A 17,513-nucleotide genomic window follows, 5' to 3' on the forward strand; every position below is an offset into this window, starting at 1 on the left:
ACAGACTAAAGTATAGGCGTAGCCTTCAGTTCTTTATGAACCTTGACTATAGCTACAATTCATAATTTCTAATTCATAATTCAGCCTTTGAAAGCGCAGGAAAAGGCTTAGCTAAGAATCTGCAGCATCGCCTTTGCTTTCAGCAAACATTCCTCGTATTCGCGTTCAGGGTCGGAGTCGTACGTGATGGCGCTGCCGACCATAAATGAGAGGCATTTCCGGGCAGCATTGTATTGTATACTGCGGATCACGACATTAAAATCACAATCCTGGTCTGGAGTTATATAACCGAAAGCGCCGGAATAAAGCCCGCGCCTGGTTGCTTCCAGTTCTTCGATAAGCTGCATCGCGCTTATTTTCGGTGCGCCGGTCATGCTTCCCATCGGAAAAGCGCCCAGCAGCACATCAACTAGGTTATTTTCCGGTTTTATAGTTCCGGTTATAGTTGAGATCATCTGCCAGACCTGCCTGAACCCATAAGTACCAAACATTTCTTCTACTTTAACGGTGCCAGTGGCACAGGATCGGCTCAGGTCGTTGCGAATCAGGTCCACGATCATCATGTTTTCGGCCAGTTCTTTTTCGTCGTGGCGTAGTTGGTGGCGTAGTTGTTCGTCTTCTTCGGGAGTTTTACCGCGCTTAATAGTTCCCTTTATGGGCTGCGAAACTATAGTTGTGCCTGTCTTTTTCAGAAACCGTTCAGGAGATGCGCAAAGCAGGTAATTGTCATTAAATTTCAGATAGCCCGAAAACGGCGTAGGAGAAACTTCAGATAAAGCCAGGTATAAGGCCAGCGGTTCTATAGTTACATCATGGGCAAAGAACTCCATGCAGTAATTCAATTCATATACATTGCCTTCCAGAATGTGCTGACGTACCTTTTCAACCTGGGCTATATAGTCGGTCCTGGGAACGCGTTGCTGTATAGTTATGCCTTCCTGTTCTGCTGGCTGTGCTGCCGGAGTAGCCAGTATAGTTTCCAGTATGTTTTGAATATAAGCATCTGATGATTCTATAGTTATGCTTACTTCATTAAAGTATAAAATGATTTCCGGTACAAAGAAAACTATAGGAGGGAAGCCCAATCCGTCGTGGTTGTTGCTGCTCAGTTTTTCTATGTTGTTTTTCAGATCATAGCCTAAATAGCCACATAGCAACTGCTTTTGCTTTATTGCTTCTTTCAGATCTTCAAAAGGAGAGGCAGGATCAAAATCTATAGTTGTTCCCCCCGAAACAGCCAGCATGTGTCTGAAGCCATTGTGTGGGTATGGAATATTATGATCATAATAGTAGGCTGCCAGCGGAAAAGCATCAGCCCAGGCTAATGCCTTTAGCCTGAATTCTTCCGCAGTTACGGACAAGTCTTTATAGTTTATTTCTAGCAGCGGCATAAGATATAACTATGGAAGGGTAGAGAGCGCCAGTTTAGCTTTCGCCTGTATGCTGTTTTTGTAAGCGTGGTTGCTGAAGCTTTGTGCCTGCATTAAATACTTTTTAGCTAAATCGTATTTTTCTAACTTCTGATAAATATAACCTAACTGCAGAGCAGCATGAGCCGAAAAGTATAGCGGTTCGTCTGCGGAGGCAGCGATAGTTGTTTTATAGAATTTTATGGCCTGTTCTAATTGTAACTGCCCATGGTAAATGCGGGCTTTCCTGTAAAAATATTCTGCCCGTACAGGCTGTGGAGTTTCATCTGTGATGACTAGTCGGGAGATTTCTTTTAATGCCTGATCAAAATAGCCACCGTCGGAATGCAAGCGTGCCAGTAGCAAAAACCTGTTTGGCTCTTCGTTCCGGCTTACAAAATTCTCCGCATATTTATCTTCTTCGGTTATAGTTGCGCCAACCTGCCTCACCTGCTGGTAATGCCATTTAGCCTGTGGTTTATGGTTGCTGAGCCAGTAAGCGAAGTAAAGTTTAAAATTTGCCGCTTTAAGATAATGCTTGCCTTTGTGCTGCTCCAGAAAATAGCGGTTCTCTTTGATGGATGTGTCATAATCGCCACGAAACAAATAGAGATCGGCTGCCATGTGATGCAGGTAAGGAAATGAACTATAGTTGCCACTTCGTGGACGTGCCTGGTAAAACTGTAGCGCTAACTCGCCCTTTTTTGCCTTTTTATGAAGCAGTACAGCTACAAAATTGAATAGTAGGTTATCAGGCTGGGTCTGAACTAAAGAGGATATTTGCGGCAATGTAGCGCTGGCATTTTCTTCATCAAGAAGTTGCAGCAGAAGGGCGTGCAGCAGCTTAGCTTCATTCTGAAATAAATTTGGCTCCTGGGCAGCTTTCTGTAAATTGGTCAGTCCTGCAACCGTATTGCCGCCCAACCCAACAATGTTCAGAAACCATTTGTACTCGTCAGGCACTGACCCTAGGAGCACCTGCATAACGCCCAGTGTTTTCCGGTTAGGTATAAATTCAGGATATTTCTTAGCGTTGGATTGAAGTTGCAGGTATGCTTTCCTGAAATCCCAGGCGGCGGCTACACGATTGCCAAATAACAGTTCGCTTGTGGCCAGTTGCGCTCTTATCTCTGCCTTTGCATACTCCACCCAAACTGACTTCTCTTTTAAGGCATCCAGTTTATCCAGCCGCAATTCCTGTGCATCAATTAACTTCTTAAGTTTAGTCTGATCCTGCTCCGTACAGATCTCCAGGAAATCATTATAGTTAGCAAGCAGCAGCGAAACGGCATTTTTGTCATTTCTCTGAAGCTCTTTCTGAACGATAGCTCTGCTGCCAGCAAGCTTTAATTTCAGCGATTCGGAATATGCGCTGGTTAGCTCTTTATTAAGGTACGAGTTGGCGTAGGAGGGCAGGTGCAAGCAGAGGAAGGCCAGCAGGAACAAAAAAAAAGGATGGGGTTGAGCCATCCTTTTTTCTATACTATGTATGCGAATAATGCGCAAAAATGCTGAATTAGAATACGCGCTGCTCTACACCAGCCAGAATACGGCCGCAGTGTTCGCAAACGATAACTTTTTTCTGAGCTGCAATGTCAGCCTGGCGCTGCGGAGGAACAGTGTTAAAGCAACCACCACAGGCATCACGTTTTACCTGCACTACTGCAAGGCCATTACGTACGTTTTTGCGGATACGGTTGTAAGCAGAAAGCAAACGCTCTTCGATGTCGTGCGATGCTGTTTCTCTGTTTTGCTCTAAACCTTTTTCTTCTTCTTCGCTCTCAGATACGATCTGGTCTAATTCGTGCTTTTTGTTGTCAAGGTCTTTGCGACGCTCTTCCAGTCTGCCTTTTGTACCTTCGATCTCAGCAATTTTCTGCTCAATCTGGTAGTGGGCTTCTCTGATCTTCTTTTCTGCAACCTGAATTTCCAGTTTCTGCAGTTCTATCTCTTTCGTGATAGCATCGTACTCGCGGTTGTTGCGAACGTTCTGCTGCTGGTCTTCATACTTACGGATAAGTGACTCTGCGTCTTTGATAGACTGTTTGCGCTGTGCGATGGTATCGTTAAGGGCTGCAACTTCGTCATCAAACTTGCGAACACGAACCTCGTAGCCTTCAATTTCATCTTCAAGGTCCTGAACCTCTTCGGGTAAATCACCCCTTACGCGTCTAATTTCATCAAGCTGCGAATCGATGCTCTGAAGCTTTAGTAATGCTTCCAATTTGCTGGCTACCGTACTTTCCATGTATTAATAGGTGTATCTGATAGGGTTTGTGTTTATTTCTGATAAATAGACTGCAAAATTAGGAAAGTTTTTTGATATAGTATCATAAAAAATCTCCTTTGTATAGACTTCGCTTTCATAATGGCCTATATCGGCAATCATCAGCTTGCCTTCCGCATCAAAAAACTCGTGATATTTAACGTCGCCGGTTACCAAAGCATCAGCACCTGAGCGTATTGCATCTTTTATCAGGAAACTTCCGGCACCGCCGCAAACGGCTACTTTTTTTACCGGTTTATTTCCGATAGTGGTGTAACGCAGCCCCTGAAGGTTCATCTTAGCTTTCAAATAGTCCAGAAAAGCTTCTTCCGTCAGTTCATTTTCAAGATTACCGATCATACCAATACCTACTTCCTGGTTCGGATTCTCCAGCAGCGTCAGGTAATGGGCAACTTCTTCGTAAGGGTGTGCCTTCAGTAAGGCATCCATTATTTTGTGTTGTTTGAAAGCCGGGAAAACCATTTCCACGCGGTTTTCCTGTACCTGCTCCGGTTTACCCTTTTCGCCTATAGTTGGGTCAGCATTCTCAGAAGGGGTAAAACGCCCTGTTCCCTGTACCTGGAAACTACAATCGTTGTATTCCCCAATTTGACCGGCGCCCACTTCATGCACTGCTTTCAAAACTTTTTCGGTATCATCAACCGGTACAAAAAATGCCAGTTGCATTAACGTATGCGGCTTCTTAGAAAGAACCTTAATGTTTTTAAGCTCAAGTTTTTCGGCAATCTTAGCATTCACGCCATTGTGTACGCTGTCCAGGTTAGTGTGCGAAGCGTAAATAGCTATCTTATTCCGGATAGCTTTAACTATAGTTCGCTCCACATAACTTTTACCCGTAAGCGATTTTATACCTTTAAAAATAACCGGATGATGGGCTACCACCATGTTACAGCCTTTCTCGATAGCTTCATCCAGAACCGCTTCCGTGCAGTCCAGGCTTAGCAAAACGCCCGTAACTTCGTCGTTCGGGTCACCGGTTTGCAGGCCGGCATTATCATAGCTTTCCTGGTAAGCGAGCGGGGCGTAGTGTTCCAGTACGCGAACTATATCTTTTATTTGTGGCATCGTTTATCGTTTATAATTTAGACAGCCGTGGTCAGGTCGTTAAAATTAATTTTAAATTTGCTTCTGATACAAACATACATGGATAAACTGAAACTGTTGCTCTGGCCTTTTGCTGCACTTTACGGTGGCGTTACATCGCTCCGGAATACGGCCTATAATCAAGGCTGGTTTGCTTCGCGTAAGTTTAATTTGCCGGTAATTGCTGTTGGCAACCTAACGGTTGGCGGAACGGGCAAAACGCCTCATGTAGAGTACCTGCTTCGGTTATTGCACAACTATAGAGTTGCCACCTTAAGCCGTGGCTATAAACGGTCTACCAAAGGCTTTGTGTTAGCAGATGAAAATGCTACTGCCGCAACTATAGGCGACGAGCCTTTCCAGTATCATGCAGATTTCCAGGAGGTGCAGGTAGCGGTAAGTGAGAAAAGAGTGGAAGGCGTAGAGCAGCTTTTACAACTGAGCCCGAAACCGGAAGTTATAGTTCTGGATGATGCCATGCAGCACCGGGCCATTCAGCCTTCTTTAAACCTGCTGGTTACAGACTATAACCGCCTGTTTTACAAAGACCACATGTTGCCTGCAGGCTTGTTACGCGAACCGAAAAATGGTGCACGTAGGGCCGATGCTGTCTTAGTCAGCAAATGCCCTGTAACGATACAGGCTTCCGAAATGAACAGTATAACTTCCCGGATACATAAGCATTGTAATTCGGAGACGCCTGTTTTTTTTACCGGGTTCCGGTACGGGCAACCCGTACCAATAGGGAATGCCGGGCAACTAAGTAAACACATTGTTTTGCTGACTGGTATTGCCAATGCTGACCCGTTGAAGCATTATTTAAAAGAACACCAGTTTAAGCTTTTGCACCACGCATCCTTTCCGGACCACTATATGTATTCGGCATCAGATATGGCGCATATAAAGAAAGAGCTGAAAAAGCATCCTAAAGATACGATCGTGCTTACTACACGTAAAGATGCAGTAAAACTGATGGATGCATCGTTACAAAACTATAGTCTGCATTTACCGCTTTTTTATATACCTATAGAAGTTTATTTTGTGAGTGGTGACGATGACTTTAACGAACTGGTACTGCAGCATGTGAAGAGCTACACCGGCAGGTAACTATTTCGCTGTTTGTTGTGATAAAAACACTAATTTTGAACTGTGAGAATTAAAAGCTTTACATTATTCCTGTTTTTGCTGGCGCTGCTCAGTGTAACGGATTCCTTTGCCCAGATAAGGCCACGTCAGAAGCCAGGGCAGCGTGCTACTCCAACAAATCCTGCACAACAAAACCCGCAAAGAACCCAGCAGCAACAGCCTAACAGCTCTGGGCAGGATACAGCCAGGGTTAAAAAGCCGGGAAGTATACTAGATGATACGACCAAAGCACTGTATGGCCCTAAAACCACGCTACGCCTTTATGAAAACGATGTTCTGGAGGGGATATACCGGGAGCAACGCATCGATACAACTATACAGAACATGCAAAACCAACGTTATTGGTTTCAGGATACTGCTTTTTATCAGCACTTGGGTAATATTGGTACTGCATCGCAGCCTTTACTTTATAAACTACCAACGCGCATAGGGGCAAGGTTCGGCAAAAATGCGTTCGACCGTTATGCTTACAACCCTGATAAGATTAATTACTACGATACCCGTTCACCTTATTCTCATTTATACTATGTGCAGGGGCAGCGTGGTGAACAGGTTTTCGAAGTAATCTATGCCCGTAACATTACAGAGCGTTTCAACTTTGGTGTGGCATACAAGATAATTGCAACTGATAAACAATTCGGATCAACAAGCCTTCGCGACGATGGTCTGATAGACAATCAGGCGGTAAAAGCATTTACACATTACCGTTCCAAAAACGACAAATACAACCTGTTCTCTAACTATACACACCTGAACCACGAGCAGATAGAAACAGGCGGCGTGAAACCAGCCGATACCGATGATACTCCTGACAGCCTTTTTACTTACCAGAATGAATTAGTATTTTTAGAACAGGCTGTTACGGATGAAATACGCCATAACTATCACTTGTTACACATGCTTAAGATTGTTGGCGAGAACCTGAAAGCCTATCACCGTTTCGACTGGCGCAAGCAGAATACCACCTATCGCGACGATGCGTTGCCTGAGAAAGTAGATAGTCTCCGGAATTTTTACCCAGAGGAATTTTATAGTTCTGCCCGCACCCTGGATAAGACCAACTACCGTGAGTTCGAAAACGAGTTTGGCTTGTCCGGTAACACCAGTATCTCTTACTATAAAGCCTATATTAAACAGCGTAACAGTAAAATAGACTATAGCGCTATCCAAACTATAAATCCGGACACGAGTGCAATAGGCGCCATCGTATCGGAAGATAGGGTTGAGAACCAGGTTTTTGTTGGCGGTATGCTGCGCTTTAATTATCAGGATAAATACCTGCTGTTCGGAGAGGGAGAATACCAGTTGGTAGACAACTATAGATTACAGGCCGGAGCTCGTTTTAAAGGACTGGAGTTCATACAGAGTCGTGTGCGCCAATCACCTTCTTTGCTGGAGCAGCGCCTTATAAGCAATCATTTTATCTGGGATAGAAGTAATTTTAAAACAACTATAACCGACCAGAGCCGTGCCAGTCTGCGCCAGCAATTCGGAACACGGTTGTTTCTGAAACTAAGTGGCGCTTATACCAATATCAGCAGACTTGTAGTGTATGGCACAGATGCAGAACCAATACAGCTCACCGGAAACCAGCGGTTACTGGAAGCTCAGTTCGCCAATCACCTTCGCCTGGGCAGCATCCACTTCGAAAACTTTATCAACTATACCAATACCGACGAGGCACCGGCAGTCCGCATACCGGAGTGGCTGGTTAATTCAAAATTATATTTCCAGGGGTACATCTTTAAAAATGCATTATTTACCCAGATAGGAGTAGAAATGAATTTGCCAACCGGGTACAAAGCTGATGCTTACATGCCGGTAACGCAGCAGTTTTACCTACAGGATAATTTCACTACCAAAACATACCCGGTTTTCGACGTTTTCCTGACAGCTGATATTAAAACGGTGAATGTTTTCGTGAAAATAGCTCATGCCAACTACGACTTATGGGAACCAGGCTACTATGAAACACCTGATTATCCGGGTCTTCGCCGCAGCCTGACATTCGGCATTAAGTGGATGTTCTTTGATTAAAACGTATGGTTGAATTGCTTACTTGTTAAATCGTTGCCCTTTTATTTTTATGTCGACCACACATCAACCTACCAAAACCATACTTCGTCTGCACCTGCCTACGGACCCGCGCTGGGTAAATATTGCTGAAAAGAATATTGAGGATATATTGGTAGACCACGCGTACTGCGAACAGAAAGCAGCAACGTCAGCCATTTCCCTTATAGTTAAGTATCCGGATAAAACGCGCCTGGTAGAAGAAATGACAAATCTGGTAGCAGAAGAATGGAGTCATTTCGAACGGGTGCTGGAGCAGCTTAAAAAACGCGGCTTCGGCCTAGGCAGAAACAGACCTGACGAATATGTGGTAGAACTGGCAAAGCACATCCGGAAAGGCAACAAACGCGAGCGCCAGCTTATGGATCATCTGTTAGTTAACGCACTGATTGAAGCCCGCAGTTGCGAACGCTTTAAATTGCTCTGGAAGAATATTGCTGATGAAGAGCTTCAAAAATTTTATTATGAACTGATGGTTTCGGAAGCCGGCCATTATGTGAGCTTCGTAAAGCTGGCCAAAGAATACATGCCTGCGGAAGAAGTTGACGCACGGCTGAATGAACTCCTGGAAATAGAAGCCAACATTATTAAAAATCTGGAACCCCGCCCGGATAGGATGCACTAGGTTTAGTTTGACTATTACTTCTGCCGCAGCTATTTCAATCGGATGATTCTAGATAAAAACATTAAGTCTCTGCATATCCTTAGGGGCTTGGCGGCACTGATTGTTGTTATCTATCATGCGAAGTTTGTGCTTTGGAGTGGTGGACAGCGCTATCTGAATGAAATAGGAATTGATAGTGTGGGCGGGTATGTAGCATTTGCGTTTGATATGCTAAGTTCATCCGGCAAGCAATGTGTTATTTTCTTTTTTATCCTTTCTGCTGTAGTAACTAACTATAGTTTCGATAAGCATAAATACACTTTGAAAAGCTTCTATGGGTTCAGAGCGATCAGAATATATGTTCCCTATATTTTCTCGGTACTTCTTTCTGTAGCAAGTTTATTGGCTGCCTACTATTATAACAACAACATATTTCTGGTGGAAGAAAGGGAATACAATGCATCCATTAAAGTTGCGTTTGATGACCTTTCCGCTCTTACTGTATATAAAGCTTTCTTCTTTATTCCGAATGAGACTTATGCAGGTGGGAATTTTGCCTATTGGTCTTTACTGCATGAAGCTTTGTTCTATCTTATTTTTCCGATCTACAAAAGGCTTAGAAATGTAACCTTATTGGCCTTACTTATTATTTTTGCTATTGGCTTTTACTTTTTTAATATATACATACTTTATTACCAATGTTTTTTTGTGGTAGGCATTTTCTTTTACAGGTATTTTAGGGTTCGTAGCACTACACCTGTCATACAAAAGGAATGGTTGTTCTTTCTTTTGCTACTAACATTTTATGCCATCCTTAATGTACTTGTAAAGGTATCACATCAGTATTTATCCGATGCATTTGCTATAGTTGTAAGTTTATTAGTAATGGACTACACACTATACTTTGTGCAGAAGCCAAAGCGTCTGCTTGTTTCGCTTGGAAATATAAGTTATTCGCTGTACCTAAACCACCTTTCTATCTTGCTGTTGTTCTATGCCTGGTTAGCATGGTTACTAAAGGAACATGTTTTCTATGACAGAATATATTATTATAGTGGAGCCATACTTGCAGTTTCTTTCTCGCTTTTACTTTATTACGTAATAGAGAGACCTTCACTAAAACTGGTTTATAAATTAAAGAAACGTCACTACAATGCGATACATCAACCTGGATTCTCTGAATGAACAGCTTAACTCTCTGAGAGTTGAGTTTATAGGACGGGAGCCTTTCCGGTTTATAGTTCTAGATGATTTTCTTTATAGTGATGCAGCAGAGTTTTTGCTGAAGGCTTATCCTGAAACATCTGAAGGTGTTTGGGACCACACCACCTATATTGATCAACAGAATAAATTTCAAAAGACAAGGTTTAAAGAAGGTGATATTTTTGATCAGGTATTCAGGGAACTTAATTCAGCAGCTTTTCTGGCTTGGTTGCAGCAGTTGACAACTATTGAAGAGCCCTTAGTAGCAGATGATTTACTCTTTGGCGGTGGTCTGCACCAATCAACGAACGGTGCCTTTCTGAATGTACATGTAGACTATAATGTGCATCCGATAATAAAGCATCACCGCAGACTTAATGTAATGGTATACCTTAACAAAAATTGGCAGGCAAACTATGGCGGTTACCTGGAACTATGGGATCTGACTGAAGGTAAAAGCCAGTTGATGGACAGTATTGCACCGGCATTTAACCGCTGTGTTATTTTTGAAACAAACGAGGTATCTTATCACGGTCATCCCAAAAAGCTGAATGTGCCAGATGGTATAACACGTAAATCGTTAGCTACTTATTATTACACACAAACAAGGCCAATATCAGAGCAGGTACCAGAGCACAATACGATTTTTGTGAATACTGAAGGTTTATCTGGACAGGTAAAACGTTTTAAATCTGGTGTTAAGGCAGCACTTGAAAGAATAAATAAACAGAAATAGCTACCCTGCATTACTAAATAACATCATTCAATTAAACTCACGTTTTCTGCTTCTTTTTCTTGGCTGCTGGGAACAAAATGTTGTTTAAGATTAGCCTGTAACCCGGTGAGTTTGGATGCAAGGCCAGGTCTGTCGGATCTTCGCCAACTAAATGCTGGTAATCTTCGGGATCGTGGCCGCCGTAAAAGGTCCAGGTGCCTTTGGCGTAAGTGCCGTGCATGTACCGAATCTCGCCTAATTCTTTATTCTCACCCATAACCACTACTTCCGGTTTAATAAGACCCTTACGGAATGCAGTAGTCTGGCCCATAAACCCTTTTATAGTTTTAGCGTGATTCTGCGTCAGCATTGTAGGGATGGGGTCCCATTTGGCAGAGAAGGTAAACAACTGGAAAAAGTCGTTTTCTTCTGTAACCGGTCGTTCCTGCGGCTGCACATCGATATTAGAGTATTCGTACTCCAAAGGGTTACGCACCAACTTGAAATCGCGGAAAGCAAAGGTCTTACTAAAGTCCAGTTTTTGTTGCGCATTCGGGTCAGCGCCATCTCCATCATACATGGCTTCTATAAAATCTATGCCCTCGGCTGCCAACGCAATATCATAGGTATCGGTAGCTGAACACATGGCAAAAAGGAAACCGCCGCCGGCACAAAATTCCTTTATCTTGTTTACGACTGCCATTTTCATCTGAGAGACTTTCTTGAAACCATGCTTAGCCGCCGACTCTTCTGACTCGCGTTGCTGTTCCTGGTACCACGGATAATGACGGAAACTGGCATAGAACTTACCATATTGCCCGGTAAAATCTTCGTGATGCAGGTGTATCCAATCGTATTTCGGGAGATCGCCCCCTAAAATTTCATCGTCGTAAACTACATCGTAAGGTATTTCGGCATAGGTAAGTACCAGCGTTACGGCATCGTCCCAGGGCATTTTCGTTTTTGGAGAGTAAACCGCAATTTTAGGCACTTTCTCCAGCTTCATAATATCCATGTTTGCTTCCGGATCAGCAATCTGATTTAGTATGGAAGTGTACTGGGCATCTGAAATAACCTGGTAAGATATTCCTCTAACTATAAGCTCGTTTTCCAGTTGCGGGGCATGCGTAAAGGCAAAGCTTCCACCCTTATAATTCAGCAGCCAGTCTACCTGTATGTTCTTGGAGAGCACCCAATATGCTGCACCATACGACTTCAGGTGATCTTTCTGCGACTCATCCATGGGAATGAGTACGGTGCTGGCAAATGCCGTTCCCTGTAGCAGAAAAACGCAAAGAATAAGAGTGATAGTCCTTAAAATCATCGGGTTTGCCGTTAAAATCTAACTAAAAGTATAAATTTCAAATCTTAATTAAAGAAAAGAAGCTAACTTAGTTGCCAGCCTGTTGTGATTATAAACGATAAAAGCTCCAAAAGCGCACAAAATATACTATGAACTTCATCGAGAACATACGGGAGGGCCTTCGTGCTATCCGGAGTAACCTGCTTAGAACCGTGCTTACCGGTCTCATCATCTCGATAGGTATTATGTCATTGGTTGGTATACTTACGGCAGTAGACGGAATTAAGCACTCCCTCGATCAGACATTCTCCAGCCTCGGCGCCAACGCTTTTGACATAGAACGTAAAGGCAATAACAACCGTGGCAACCAGCAGGGCCGCGCGCAAAAAGTTTATCCTGAGATTACTTACGACCAGGCTACCCAATATAAAGAACTTTTAGGCGATAAAGCGAAAGTTAGCTTATCGGCTTATATATCCGGGGCAACCGTAGTTAAAAGCGCGAAAGATAAAACGAATCCGAATATTAACATTATTGCCGGCGATGAACATTACCTGCAAAGCAAAAGCCTGAACCTGGAGCAGGGTAGAGGCTTCTCGAACTATGAATTAGAGTTTGGAACAAACGTAGCCATTATTGGCAGCGAGATCAAAAAGAACCTTTTCCCGAAAACAAACCCGATCGGTGAGTATGTGTCTTTTCTGGGCCGTAGGTTTAAAATAATAGGAATGCTTGAAACTAAGGGTAGCAGCATGGGCGGCAACGCCGGCGACCGCTCTATCATCATTCCACTGGAAACAGGCAGACAAATACCCCGCGCCGGCAATTCAATGCTGAGCTACGAGATCAAAACCATCATCTCGAAGCCAGAAGAACTGGACTATGTAATGGGTGAAGCTACCGGTATAATGCGTAGTGTGCGCCAGGACCCTTTGGGACAAGAAGAATCGTTTGAAATTGAACGCAGCGACTCGTTGCTGGAAAGTCTGAATGAGATCTCTGGTTACCTGAAGATCGGTGGTTTCGTGATCGGCTTTATCACGCTGCTCGGAGCATCTGTGGGTTTGATGAACATTATGATGGTGTCTGTAAATGAGCGTACCCGTGAGATCGGTGTACGCAAAGCATTAGGTGCTACAGCCTTCCAGATCCGCCAGCAGTTCCTGATCGAAGCTATCGTTATCTGTTTGCTGGGTGGTTTTGTAGGCGTAATGTTAGGTATACTGATGGGCAATGGCATTGCAGCGCTTATCGGGGACGGCGGGTTTATAGTTCCGTGGCTCTGGGTTATAGTTGGCCTTACAATTTGTGTAGTGGTTGGCGTTATATCTGGTTCCTATCCGGCTTACCGCGCTTCTAAATTAGATCCTATCGAGGCGCTTCGATATGAATAAACTATAGTTCAAACAATACAAGGAACGGCCACTGCATTACTGCAGTGGCCGTTTTTTATTTAGGTAGATTACAGTTGGCATGTTACATTGCGATGCACCTTAACTATAGCTTTATATTAAACTATAGTTTTGAGCAAAAGGTGATGTAATATTTTATTGTACTTCAGCGGTATGAATTCAAACTATAGTTATCGTTTCATAGCGAAGACGTAACGTAATACGCTATTCCAATTCCTAAACTCTTTAACTCTCCAACACCCAAACTTCTAAACTCACGTTGTTTTAGCAAATAAAAAAGGCGGGAATTACCCGCCTTTCCTTTTCTATAGTTTGCCGAAGCTTATTTCTTTTTTGCTTCAGTTTTAGCTTCTTCTTTCGGAGCTGTTTTCTCTTTAGCGTACGCCTCGTTCAGGCCTTTCAATACATCTTCTGTAATGTCAAGCGATTCGTCGCTGTAAAGGATAGCGCTGTTACCACGAGAATAAGACAGAACCATTTTATAGCCTTTTTCTTTGCTATAGTCTTTCAGGAATGCCTCTACTTTATCGTAGATCTTCTTTTGCTCTTCTGATTCCTCGCTCATCAGGCGGTTGCTTTCTGACTGGTTCAGGTTTGCAAGTTCCTGCTGTCTGCGGGCAAGGCGCTGCTCTGTTACGGCACGCTGTTCCTGGGTCATGCCTGCAGCACGCTGCTGATACTGTCCAACTTCTTTCTCAAATGCAGATGCTTTTCCTTTCAGGTCCGATTCTGCTTTCTGCGCTTTGCCCTGCAGGCGGGTTTTAACATCCTTAAACAGGTCATAGTTTGCTAATAAAGTATCAGCATTTACATAAACCACGTCTCCTACGGGAGCTGCTTCAGCAGAAGTTTCAGAAGGGGGAGTGGCAGTAGAGTTCTCTGTTTTTACAGGCTCCTGCTTACAGGCAGCCAAAGAAAGAGAGGCCATGGTTACGCCAAGGGCAAGCTTTGTTAATTTCACAGGTTGGTTAATTAAGTTAAAAAGGTTGTTAGTTGGTAAATATAGTTAATGTTTTAAAACTTCAGTAAAAGTTTCTTCAGCTTCCATTAACCCTGTCGCATTTATGCCTGTCAGGCGCACGTGTTTCATTTCGTTAACCAGTATCGGGTCATACTTGACAGCAACACGTACATAGTTTTCTGTCCAACCTTCCATTACGCCATCTTTCACGTCATCTTCAAAAAGCACCGTAAACTCACGGCCGATATTCTGCTCGTAAAAGTAGCGTTTCTTTTTCTCTGACAGGATGCGCAGCATATCAGCGCGGCGGTTGCGCTCTTTTATAGTTACCTTACCCGGCATTTCAGGAGCCAGCGTGTTCTCCCTTTCTGAGTATGGGAAAACGTGCAGGTAACTTACATCCAAACCGTTTATAAAATTATAGGTCTCCAGAAAATCTTCTTCTGTTTCGCCCGGGAAACCAACTATAACATCCACACCAATGCAGCAATGCGGCATTAAGGCTTTTATAGTGGCTACGCGGTCGGCGTATAGTTCGCGCTGGTAACGGCGGCGCATCAGTTTCAGGATCTTGTTTGAGCCTGATTGCAATGGAATATGAAAATGCGGCATAAAGCGGTTGCTCTGCGCTACAAATTCTATGATCTCATCTTTCAGCAGGTTCGGTTCTATAGAAGAGATACGGAAACGCTCAATATTCTCTACTTTATCCAGTTCCTTAACCAGGTCGAAGAACGATTCGACACGTGTGCCATCCTGCAAACCAAAGTCGCCGGTATTCACCCCTGTCAACACAATTTCTTTTACCCCTGATTCGGCAATCTCATTAGCAGAGCGAACAACGTTTTCTATAGTATCGGAGCGGCTGTTGCCACGGGCCAGCGGTATAGTACAGAACGAGCAGGAGTAATCGCAGCCATCCTGTACTTTCAGGAACGTGCGAGTACGGTCGCCAAAAGAGTAGGAGTTATGGAACGTATTGACCTCAGAGATCGGGCTGGCGTAAACTTCGGCCTTGTCTTTTTTCGTAAAGCCTTCCAGTATGTCCACTAACTGAAACTTCTCGGCAGCGCCCAACACAGCATCCACACCCGGAATTTCAGCGATCTCTTTTGGTTTAAGCTGGGCATAGCACCCAAGTATAGTTATGAAAGCGTTAGGAGAATGCTTCTGCGCTTCCTTCACAATTTTCCTGCACTTTTTATCCGCGTTATCGGTAACAGAACAGGTATTTATCACATAAATATCAGGCGTATCGGTAAATTCCACCTTCTCAAACCCACGCTCCTGGAAAATACGGCCAATTGTGCTGGTCTCGGAATAGTTGAGTTTACAACCTAATGTATAAAAAGCTACCTTTTTCATAATCAACCGCAAAGGTACAAAAATTAGTTTTGAATGCGCGATTGAGTGACTGGGTGAGTGAATAACTGACACAAATCATTTTATTCACACCTTCAAAAATCACTCAATCAAAATTATTTTTTCAGAAAATCATCGAACGAATATTGCAGATAGGCTTTCCCCATTTCCAGTTGCTCTTCCGTTACGGCTTCATCATTGGTAATTACTTTTTTCGATGTGTTATCAAATGTCACAGCGCCAGCAGGCGTCAGGTAACCAAAACCATCCTGGAACACATAAAAAGCAAACGGATTTGTAGTTGCAGCTAATAAATTACGGCTCCAGACGTACTCGTTGTGCGGCAAATGAAGCTGCGAAAGTATAGTTGCTGCAATATCAGTCTGTGAGCCAAGCATATCTATAGTTTGTCCATGAGTGGTAAGTGCTCCGCCAGTAAGTATAAATGGTATATGAAATTTGCTCGGCACATGGTTCGGGTCATTATTCGGGTACGGATGTCCGTGGTCTGCCACTAAAACTAACAGCGTATGTTGCCACCAGGGCTCTTTTTTGGCTACCGAAATAAAGTTGCCCAGCGCCCAATCGGTATAATATACACTGTTCCTGAACTTGCTGATCTCATCTGTAACCGGGAACTTTGGTTTGATCGGAATCTCGAAAGGCTCGTGGCTGCTTAAGGTGTATACCGTGCTGAAAAAAGGCTCCTTCTCTGATTTCAGATCTTTCAGCACACGCTCGAACAACACATGGTCATGCGCGCCCCATTTGCTGTTATAGCTCTCTTCCGGGAAAGCATATTTATCGATCAGTTTATCGTATCCGCCATTTACAAAATATGATTTCAGGTTGGCAAACTCCAGCTCGCCACCATAATAAAAACTGGTTTTATACCCATGCTGTTCAAACGTATGGCTCAATTGCGGCAGCTTCTCAGATTTTTTAGGAACCTTAACGATAGAGGTAGCCGGCTGCACAGGATAACCGCTCAAGATAGAAACCATCCCTTTCTGGCTGCGGTCGCCGCTGGCATAAAAGTTTGTAAATGTAACACCCTCTTTTGCCAGCCTGTCCAGGTTGGGGGTTATGCCTTTTTCGCCGCCCAGGTGCTCCACCATTTTTGCGGTGTAGCTCTCTAAGATAATAAGCAACACATTAGGCTTGCCAGGCTTTACGAGTTGCTGCGAAGAATCAGACACAGCAGCGTATAGTTGCTGAACTTTGTGTGCTGCCGAGTCGGCTGGTAAGTATAGGTAAGGATTTTTACTCTGTTCGCCATATTTCAGTATAGAGTGCAGCATGTTCCAGGGCATGTTCAGGCTGGCATGGTTTGTAAATGGCCGGTCTGAAAAATAAGCGGTGCTTTGATTGATCGGTATTTGCTGCACTCCGCCACGCATAGGCAAAATAAGCAGGGCTATAAATATAAAGGAGAGCACCGCTGTTACCCACGAAGAATGGCCTGATCTATAGTTACGAAGATCAAAGTATAATTTATAAATCAGCGCAAAAATTCCGGTAAGTGCCAGCGCAACAAAACTTAGCAACAGAATAGGAGCAGAGCCGGTTGAAGCCATCATTTCGGTTGGCGTATTCAGATACTGCAATGGGGTAGAATCCAGCCGGAAACCCCAGTGCTTGTATAGTTCCAGGTCAGCAGCAAGCAAAACCGACATTATGCCCAGCAATACAAACGTGTACCACCGAATAATTCCTGCAGCAGGTAAGCGTTTCCAGACTATACCAACAAAAGCAATGATAAATGGTAGCGCACTTAGGTAAGAAGCAAAAGAGAAATCAAGCCTTGAGCCATACAAAAACGTACCTGCCAGATCAGCTGTAGTTAGCTCCGAAGAATTATCGAGATTATAAAGAAGGAATGCTGCCCTGGAAACTATAAAAAAGAGTACCCAGAACAGGAAATAGAGTGGCTGAAAGTATATGGCTTTTTTCAC

General features: G+C 43.7%; 14 protein-coding genes. 6 read left to right on the plus strand and 8 right to left on the minus strand.

The genetic code is table 11. The annotated features are described in order from the left end of the window. Nucleotides 1-107 precede the first annotated feature (107 nt). From KYK27_RS17390 to KYK27_RS17405, 4 genes are read right to left on the minus strand one after another with little or no spacing between them, the layout of a single operon-like run. Nucleotides 108-1,391, minus strand: a complete 1,284-nt coding sequence (locus tag KYK27_RS17390) for an anthranilate synthase component I family protein (RefSeq protein WP_199111588.1) — start codon at nucleotides 1,389-1,391, stop codon at nucleotides 108-110. Nucleotides 1,392-1,400: 9 nt separating this feature from the next. Continuing rightward, complete coding sequence (locus KYK27_RS17395; RefSeq protein WP_199111589.1) at nucleotides 1,401-2,879, minus strand: tetratricopeptide repeat protein; 1,479 nt, start codon at nucleotides 2,877-2,879, stop codon at nucleotides 1,401-1,403. 46 nt (nucleotides 2,880-2,925) lie between these two features. Next, nucleotides 2,926-3,657 carry a zinc ribbon domain-containing protein gene (locus KYK27_RS17400; RefSeq protein ID WP_199111590.1) on the minus strand — a complete coding sequence of 244 codons (732 nt, stop codon included), beginning with the start codon at nucleotides 3,655-3,657 and terminating at the stop codon, nucleotides 2,926-2,928. A 3-nt stretch (nucleotides 3,658-3,660) separates the two neighbouring features. Then, a complete protein-coding gene (locus KYK27_RS17405; protein ID WP_199111591.1) occupies nucleotides 3,661-4,761 on the minus strand; it encodes a Nif3-like dinuclear metal center hexameric protein in 1,101 nt (366 codons plus the stop codon). A 78-nt stretch (nucleotides 4,762-4,839) separates the two neighbouring features. Here KYK27_RS17405 and lpxK point away from each other — a divergent pair, with 78 nt between their 5' ends. Genes lpxK through KYK27_RS17430 form a run of 5 tightly spaced genes read left to right on the plus strand, consistent with a single transcriptional unit; the run spans nucleotide 4,840 to nucleotide 10,541 of the window. Beyond that, entirely contained in the window at nucleotides 4,840-5,886 is a 1,047-nt protein-coding gene (gene lpxK / locus KYK27_RS17410; RefSeq protein ID WP_199111592.1) for a tetraacyldisaccharide 4'-kinase, read from the plus strand. Between the two features lie 42 nt (nucleotides 5,887-5,928). Continuing rightward, nucleotides 5,929-7,962, plus strand: a complete 2,034-nt coding sequence (locus KYK27_RS17415) for a putative porin (RefSeq protein ID WP_199111593.1) — start codon at nucleotides 5,929-5,931, stop codon at nucleotides 7,960-7,962. Nucleotides 7,963-8,011: 49 nt separating this feature from the next. Continuing rightward, entirely contained in the window at nucleotides 8,012-8,623 is a 612-nt protein-coding gene (locus KYK27_RS17420) for a tRNA-(ms[2]io[6]A)-hydroxylase (protein ID WP_199111594.1), read from the plus strand. A 42-nt stretch (nucleotides 8,624-8,665) separates the two neighbouring features. Beyond that, a complete protein-coding gene (locus tag KYK27_RS17425; protein WP_255532209.1) occupies nucleotides 8,666-9,787 on the plus strand; it encodes an acyltransferase family protein in 1,122 nt (373 codons plus the stop codon). Then, complete coding sequence (locus KYK27_RS17430) at nucleotides 9,756-10,541, plus strand: 2OG-Fe(II) oxygenase (RefSeq protein WP_199111596.1); 786 nt, start codon at nucleotides 9,756-9,758, stop codon at nucleotides 10,539-10,541. The genes KYK27_RS17425 and KYK27_RS17430 overlap by 32 nt, the downstream gene beginning before the upstream one ends. A gap of 37 nt (nucleotides 10,542-10,578) precedes the next feature. Here the strand turns inward: KYK27_RS17430 and KYK27_RS17435 are convergent, their stop codons facing one another. Next, the gene (locus tag KYK27_RS17435) at nucleotides 10,579-11,844 is read right to left on the minus strand and encodes an asparagine synthetase B (protein ID WP_199111597.1); all 1,266 of its coding nucleotides are present in this window, start codon (nucleotides 11,842-11,844) and stop codon (nucleotides 10,579-10,581) included. Nucleotides 11,845-11,972: 128 nt separating this feature from the next. On the opposite strand from KYK27_RS17435, the gene KYK27_RS17440 reads away from it, so the two are divergent. Next, a complete protein-coding gene (locus KYK27_RS17440) occupies nucleotides 11,973-13,217 on the plus strand; it encodes an ABC transporter permease (protein ID WP_199111598.1) in 1,245 nt (414 codons plus the stop codon). A gap of 340 nt (nucleotides 13,218-13,557) precedes the next feature. On the opposite strand, the gene KYK27_RS17445 is transcribed toward KYK27_RS17440, so the two are convergent. The 3 genes from KYK27_RS17445 to KYK27_RS18535 all read right to left on the minus strand — a co-directional run bounded on the left by KYK27_RS17445 (nucleotide 13,558) and on the right by KYK27_RS18535 (nucleotide 17,513). Next, the gene (locus KYK27_RS17445; RefSeq protein ID WP_317195953.1) at nucleotides 13,558-14,196 is read right to left on the minus strand and encodes an OmpH family outer membrane protein; all 639 of its coding nucleotides are present in this window, start codon (nucleotides 14,194-14,196) and stop codon (nucleotides 13,558-13,560) included. Between the two features lie 45 nt (nucleotides 14,197-14,241). Beyond that, complete coding sequence (gene mtaB / locus KYK27_RS17450) at nucleotides 14,242-15,561, minus strand: tRNA (N(6)-L-threonylcarbamoyladenosine(37)-C(2))-methylthiotransferase MtaB (protein ID WP_199111599.1); 1,320 nt, start codon at nucleotides 15,559-15,561, stop codon at nucleotides 14,242-14,244. Between the two features lie 113 nt (nucleotides 15,562-15,674). Then, nucleotides 15,675-17,513, minus strand: coding sequence for an LTA synthase family protein (locus KYK27_RS18535; RefSeq protein ID WP_199111600.1), 1,839 nt, complete (start codon nucleotides 17,511-17,513; stop codon nucleotides 15,675-15,677).

This window comes from Pontibacter populi (genome assembly GCF_019336435.1).
In the GTDB taxonomy this organism is placed as follows: Bacteria; Bacteroidota; Bacteroidia; order Cytophagales; family Hymenobacteraceae; genus Pontibacter; species Pontibacter humidus.